Raw genomic sequence first — 7,027 nt, 5'->3', positions numbered from 1 at the left:
GTCCTGATCGTCATCGACTTCATCGACATGACCCCTGCCAAGAACCAGCGCGCCGTGGAAGAGAAAGTCCGCGAATGCCTGGAAGCCGACCGCGCCCGCGTGCAAGTCGGCCGTATCTCGCGCTTCGGCCTGCTGGAAATGTCCCGTCAGCGCCTGCGTCCATCGCTCGGCGAAAGCAGCGGCATCGTCTGCCCGCGTTGCAACGGCACCGGCATCATCCGTGACGTTGAATCGCTGTCGCTGGCGATCCTGCGCCTGATCGAAGAAGAAGCCCTGAAAGACCGTACCGCCGAAGTTCGCGCCCAAGTGCCGATCCCGGTGGCTGCGTTCCTGCTCAACGAAAAACGCAACTCGATCACCAAGATCGAACTGCGCACCCGTGCCCGCATCGTCATTCTGCCGAACGATCACCTCGAAACGCCGCACTTCGAAGTGCAGCGTTTGCGCGATGACAGCCCGGAAGCCGCGGTCGGCCAGTCCAGCTACGAAATCGCTGCGGCCGCTGCCGAAGTCGAAGAAGTCCAGCCCGCCGCTGCGACCCGCACACTGGTTCGCCAGGAAGCCGCGGTCAAGACCGCTCCGGCTCGTGCCAACGCTCCGGTGCCGACCGAAGTCGTCGCCGCACCTGTTGCTGCACCGGTCGCCGCGCCAGAACCAAGCCTGTTCAAAGGCCTGGTGAAGTCGCTGGTCAGCCTGTTCGCGACCAAGGAAGAGCCAGCCGCTCCGGTTGTGGTTGAAAAGCCAGCCACCACCGAGCGTCCGGCCCGCAATGAAGAGCGTCGCAACGGTCGTCAGCAGAGCCGCAACCGTAACGGTCGCCGCGATGAAGAACGCAAGCCTCGTGAGGAACGTGCACCGCGTGAAGAACGCGCACCACGTGAGCCACGCGAAGCCCGTGAAGCCCGCGAAGAAACGCCAGCAGTAGCAGTCGCTCGCGAAGAACGTGCTCCACGTGAAGAGCGCGCACCACGCGCCCCTCGTGAAGAACGTGCGCCACGCGCTCCGCGTGAAGATCGCAAGCCACGTGGCGATCGTGAAGAGCGTCCGGTTCGTGAACTGCGTGAACCCCTGGATGCCGCTCCGGCCGCTGCTGCCACTTCGACTCCGGCTGCCGCTGAAGAGCGTCCAGCCCGTCAGCCACGCGAAGAACGCGCTCCACGCCCACCGCGTGAAGAACGTCAACCTCGCGCCGAGCAAGCGGCTGCCGCCGTTGCCGAAGAAGAGCTGACCACCAGCGAAGAGCAACTGCAGGAAGACGGTCAGGAAGGCGCCGAAGGCGATCGTCCACGCCGCCGCTCCCGTGGCCAGCGTCGTCGCAGCAACCGTCGCGAGCGTCAACGCGATGCCAACGGCAACGTGATCGAAGGTTCGGAAGAATCCGAGTCCGGTGAAGGTAGCGAAGCCAACGAAGCGCCAAGCACTGCCGACCTGGCCGCCGGCCTGGCGGTTACCGCAGCCGTTGCCAGCTCCGTGATCAGCGCACCGGCTGAAGCACAAGCCAACGAGCAGGCCGAACGCGCCACTGCCGCCACCCTGGAAACTGCTCCAGTGGAAGCGCCAGTCGTTGAAGCGACGACGCCGGTAGAAGCCACCGCCGCTCCGGAAGTCGAAGTCGCTCCGGTTCGTGAAGCACAGCCTGTTGTTGAAGCTGCCGCCGAGCCTGTGGTTGTCGCGGAATCGGTTGCTGAAACCGCCTCCGAAACCGTGACCGAAGCTGTTCGTGAAGTTCGCGAAGAGCAAACCGCGTTCAACTGGGTTGCCGAGCCTGCAGCCGCCGAAGCGCCAGCACCTGTTGCTGAAGCCGAGGTTGCGCAAGCGATGGTTTCCGAGCCAGTGGTTGCGGCTGCCGAACCGGCGCCAGTGGTTGAAGCACCGGTTGTTGAAGCCGCAGTTGAAGCCCCGGTTGTAGCCGAAGTGGCTGCACCGGTGGTCGAAGCCGCCCCGGTCAGCGCGCTGACGCCTAGTGGCCGCGCGCCGAACGACCCGCGTGAAGTGCGTCGTCGCAAGCGTGAAGAAGAGCGTCTGCAGAAGGAAGCCGAACTGGCTGCCGCTGCTGCTCCGGTTGAAGCGGTTGTTGCTGAAGAACCCGCACCGGTTGCTGCTGAAGTGGTCGAGGCAGCACCTGCCCCTGCTGCTGAAGTCGCTGCCGAGCCGGTTGCTTCGGTGATCGACGAAGCTCCGCGCTCCGTTCAGGAAGCGGTAGAGCAACACGAGCAAGCCCTGGAAAAAGAGCACGAGCCTAAACCCCTCGTCTGATTCCATCGGCCACTAAAAAGCCCCGCCTGGTAACCCCAGGCGGGGCTTTTTTATGTCTTTGAAAATCACCCAGATCCCTTGTGGGAGCGGGCTTGCTCGCGAAGGCGGTTTTACTTTCAACATCAATGCAAGCTGACCCACCGCTTTCGCGAGCAAGCCCGCTCCCACAGGATTTGGCGGTGATCACACGACGGTGACTTCCCCGCAAAAGCAATGTGGGAGCGGGCTTGCTCGCGAAGGCGCTTTTCCATTCAACATCAATGCAAGCTGACCCACCGCTTTCGCGAGCAAGCCCGCTCCCCCATGGGATCTGTGTCTACTTGAAGACCAATGCTTCTGGCACATCCACATCCCACAACACACCGGGATCATCCACCGCCACCTCGACCACCCTCGCCTGTGCGAACAGCGACTTGGCACCGTGATCACCCGATAACGCCATCAAGCCCGAACCCAAACTGCGACCAAATCCCACCGGATGCCCGTACTTGCCCTCAAGCACCGGCACACTGACACAATCATCAGCAATCCCCGCCAGCACCTGCTCGATACTCGACGGCAGGATAAACGGCATATCCCCCAGCACCATCAACCAACCGCTCAGCTTCGGACACGCCGCCACGCCGGCCGCAATGCTGTCGCCCATGCCCGTCGACTCGATCAGCACGATTTCGCAGCCATAAGCCTTGGCCATGCGAATCACCTGTGGGCGATCAGCGGTGGTCACCAGAATGCGCTTATCCAGTGAAGCCGGCACATTCACCAGCACGTGCTCGATCACCGAACGAACCTTGCCATCACGACCGCTGCAATCAGCCAGCAACTTGTCCTGCTCGGCACCGGCCACCTCCCGGAAACGACTGCCCTGCCCCGCCGCCAGCACGATGACGCCGATGGATTCACTCATACCACCTCCTGCAACGGCTTCTTCTGCTTGAGTTCGACGCCGTTCTTGATCGCCACGATTTCCGCCAGCAGCGACAAGGCGATTTCCGCCGGGGTATGGCTGCCGATGTGCAAGCCGATCGGGCCGTGCAAGCGCCCGATGGCCTCTTCTGACAAGCCTAGCTGAGCCAGGTTATCCCGACGCTTCAAACTGTTGACCCGCGAACCCAGCGCGCCGACATAAAAGGCCTTGGAGTCCAGGGCCGTGAGCAGTGCCATGTCGTCCAGGCGAGGATCGTGGGTCAGCGCGACGATGGCTGTCCGTTCGTCGGTCTGGATGGTCAGCACCGCCTCGTCGGGCATGCCGGAAACAAACCGACCGTGCTGCTCCTCCCAGCCATAGACGAACTCGGTGCGCGGATCGCAGATCAGTACTTCGAAATCCAGCAACCGTGCCATCTCGGCGACATACCGCGACAATTGCCCCGCGCCGATCAACAACAACCGCCAACGCGGACCGTAGATGGCCCGCAGGGTTTTGCCGTCAAAGGTCAGCACATCGGCCTTGTTGGCCGGCTGCAACACCACTTCGCCGCTGCCGATATCAAGCGAACGCGCCACGATTTCATGGGCTTCGCAGCGCCTCAGTAACTCGACGAGCCAGGCCGGATCGCCGACCCGCTCCTCGGTCAGGCGCAAGGTGCCGCCGCAAGGCAAGCCAAATCGTGCGGCTTCCTCACGGGTCACCCCATAAGTGATCAACTGCACCGGCGGCCCATCCGGTGGAATCCGACCGTCGTGCAACCGCGCAATCAGATCATCCTCGACACAGCCACCGGACACCGAGCCAATCACCACGCCGTCTTCGCGCAACGCCAGCATTGCGCCAGGTGCCCGGGGCGCGGTGCCCCAGGTCTGGACCACGCTGTACAACACCACTCGCTGACCGGCGCGGCGCCATTCCAGCACGCTGCGCAGGACATTCAGATCGACGCTGTCCATCAGGCCTGAGCCTTCTGCCAACCCTGCAGCTGATAGCGGACCGGCAGAGCGCGGATGCGTTTGCCGGTGGCGGCGAAGATCGCGTTGCACAGCGCAGGTGCGATCGGCGGCACGCCCGGTTCACCGACACCGCCCAATGGCACGTTGCCCGGCGGCGTGACCAGATGCACCGCGACTTCCTTCGGCGCCAGGGACATGCGCGCCACTTCGTACATGTGGAAATTGTCCTGCTGGACCTTGCCGTCCTTGAAGCTGATTTCCCCCAGCACCGCGTTGCCCAGGCCCATCACACAGGCGCCTTCGAACTGCGCGCGAATCCGCTCGGGGTTGATCTGCGGACCGCAATCCACCGCAATATCCGCCTTGTGCACGATCAGCGTGCCGTCGTCTTTGACTTCGACCTCGATTACCGCTGCCACGTAAGTGACGAAGCTGTAATGCACCGCCAGGCCCAAGCCTCGGCCCTTGGGCATTTCACGGCCCCAACCGGCGGCTTTGGCGGCGGTTTCCAGCACCGTGCGCAAACGACCGGTGTCGATCGGGTAACGCTCGGGAGACTCGCCGTAGTTCCACTCTTCACTCAAGGTGCGCGGGTCGATCTGACGATCCGGGCCGAGCAACTTGACCTGATACTTGAGCGGATCTTGCCCGGCCTTGTGCGCCAGTTCGTCGACAAAGCTCTGAATGGCGAAACCGTGGGGAATGTTCGACACCGAGCGATACCAGCCGACCCGGGTGTGAACCGTCGCTTCCGGGTTTTCCAGACGCACGTTGGGGATCGCGTAGGCCATGTTGGTGAAGCCCATGCCCAACTCGAAGGCTGCTTCGTGGTTCATGCCCGGCGCGAACAGCGCGGTGATACTCGGCGCCACGGTGCGGTGCAACCAGCCGGAAGGCAGGCCGTCCTTGTTCAGGCTGGCCTTCAGGTACTCGGCCGACACGGTGTGGAAATAGGAACAGTGGATGTCGTCTTCACGGGTCCATTGCACCCGCACGGCCTTGCCGGGGAATTCCTTGGCGAGCACGGCCGCTTCGATGACGAAGTCCGGTTTCGATTTACGGCCGAAACCGCCGCCTAGCAGGGTGACGTTGAAAGTGACGTTATCGAACGGAATGCCCAGGCGTTCGCCAATCCGTGTGCGGGTGACTTGCGGCGCCTGGCTCGGCGCCCAGGCTTCACACACGCCGTCCTTGAATCGGGCGATGGCAACCATCGGTTCCATCGGCGCCTGCGTCAGGTGCGGCAGGTAATAGGAGGCTTCCAGGGTGCTGTCGGCGCTGCCCATGGCCTCTTCGATGTTGCCGGTGTTGCGCACCACTTTGCCGGGTTTGAGGGACGCGGCTTCAATTTCCTTGCGGTAGGCGATCGAGTCATAACTGGCGTTGGGGCCGTCATCCCACTCGATCTTCAGCGCCTCGCGGCCCTTGATCGCCGCCCAGGTGTTGCTGGCCACCACGGCCACGCCACCCAGCGGTTGGAACTCCGACGGCACCGGGCTGCTGTCGATCTTGATAACCTTGATCACACCCGGGACTTTCATCGCGGCGATGGAGTCGACGGATTTGACCTTGCCGCCGTACACCGCCGGACGCGCGATGGTGGCGTAGAGCATGCCGTCGAAATGCACGTCGGCGCCATAAATGGCGCGACCGTTGACGATATCCGCACCGTCGATGGCCTTGGTGCCTTCCTTGCCGATGTAGCGAAACTCCGAGGGTTGCTTGAGCCGCAGACTGTCGCGGGCCGGCACTGGCAGTGCACTGGCCGCAGCGGCCAAGGCGCCATAGCCCAATTCACGGCCGGACGGTTTATGGATGACTTTGTGCAGTTGCGCATGGCACTCGCTGACTGGCACTTTCCACTGCTCGGCAGCCGCTTGTTCAAGCATGGTCCGCGCGGCAGCACCGCAACGGCGCATCGGCTCGTACCAGTGACGCATGCTGCGCGAACCGTCGGTGTCCTGGTTGCCGAAGCGCACTTCGTCGCCCGGCGCCTGTTGCACTTTCATCATCGCCCAGTCGGCGTCCAGTTCATCGGCCACCACCATGGTCAGGCTGGTGCGCACGCCCTGGCCCATTTCCGAGCGGTTGCAAACCACGGTCACACTGCCGTCAGCGGCGATGCTGACGTACACCTTCGGATCATCGATCCAGCCGTGGGGCATGCCGTCGGCACCGAACTTCTTCTCTTTCTCTTCGGCGAAAGCATCCTGCCAACCCCAACTCGCGGCCAGCACCAATGCACTGGTGGCGCCCACGCCTTTGAGGAAACCACGACGACTGAGGTTGCTCAGGGCGAAATCATTCGGTAACGAGCTCATACCTTGGCCTCCTTCAGGTGAGTGGATGCCTGGCGGATGGCGGTCTTGATGCGGTTATAGGTGCCGCAACGGCAAATGTTGCCGACCATCGCCTCTTCGATCTGTTCGTCGCTGGGGTTCGGATTAGTCTTGAGCAGCGCCGTAGCGGACATGATCTGCCCGCCCTGGCAGAAACCGCACTGGGCCACGGCGGTGTCGAGCCAGGCTTGCTGGACGACTTGCCCGACCGGGTCGGCGTGCAGGTTATCGATGGTGGTGACGTTCTGGCCGACCACCGAGCCGATGGGTGTGATGCAACTGCGCGCCGGAGCGCCTTCGATATGGATGGTGCAGGCGCCGCACAGGCCCATGCCGCAGCCGAATTTGGTGCCGTTGTAACCGGCCACGTCGCGGATCGCCCAGAGCAGCGGCATATCCTCGGTGACGTCGAGTTGATGGTCTTGACCATTGAGCTTCAGGGTAATCATGGGCACGCCCGCATAGTATCGGTTATGGGGTCGAGCAATCTGCCGCCAGGGATTGGCGGTTGGCATCACGCAGATCCGCTCAGGCTGATGGGCTCT

Annotated in this window: 5 protein-coding genes; 1 reads left to right on the top strand and 4 read right to left on the bottom strand. The window is 62.9% G+C overall.

Translation table 11 applies throughout. The features are described from left to right. The coding region (locus ACIPL2_RS33435) for a ribonuclease E/G (protein ID WP_401364616.1) at nt 1-2,256 on the top strand (2,256 nt) is incomplete at its 5' end. 316 nt (nt 2,257-2,572) lie between these two features. On the opposite strand, the gene ACIPL2_RS33430 is transcribed toward ACIPL2_RS33435, so the two are convergent. The 4 genes from ACIPL2_RS33430 to ACIPL2_RS33415 are packed head-to-tail and all read right to left on the bottom strand — an operon-like array spanning nt 2,573 to nt 6,931. Then, on the bottom strand, nt 2,573-3,163 hold the full coding sequence (locus ACIPL2_RS33430; protein ID WP_401364613.1) for an NTP transferase domain-containing protein: 591 nt from the start codon (nt 3,161-3,163) through the stop codon (nt 2,573-2,575). Next, entirely contained in the window at nt 3,160-4,143 is a 984-nt protein-coding gene (locus ACIPL2_RS33425; RefSeq protein WP_401364610.1) for an XdhC family protein, read from the bottom strand. Before ACIPL2_RS33425 ends, ACIPL2_RS33430 begins: the two co-directional genes overlap by 4 nt. Then, on the bottom strand, nt 4,143-6,464 hold the full coding sequence (locus ACIPL2_RS33420) for a molybdopterin cofactor-binding domain-containing protein (protein ID WP_401364608.1): 2,322 nt from the start codon (nt 6,462-6,464) through the stop codon (nt 4,143-4,145). The genes ACIPL2_RS33425 and ACIPL2_RS33420 overlap by 1 nt, the downstream gene beginning before the upstream one ends. Further along, a complete protein-coding gene (locus tag ACIPL2_RS33415; RefSeq protein WP_401364605.1) occupies nt 6,461-6,931 on the bottom strand; it encodes a (2Fe-2S)-binding protein in 471 nt (156 codons plus the stop codon). Before ACIPL2_RS33415 ends, ACIPL2_RS33420 begins: the two co-directional genes overlap by 4 nt. Nucleotides 6,932-7,027 lie beyond the last annotated feature (96 nt).

This window comes from Pseudomonas sp. NPDC086251, from assembly GCF_044746405.1.
Lineage (GTDB): Bacteria > Pseudomonadota > Gammaproteobacteria > Pseudomonadales > Pseudomonadaceae > Aquipseudomonas.
The sequence above is the reverse complement of the archived record's forward strand: the minus strand, read 5'-3'. Positions and strand labels throughout refer to the sequence as shown.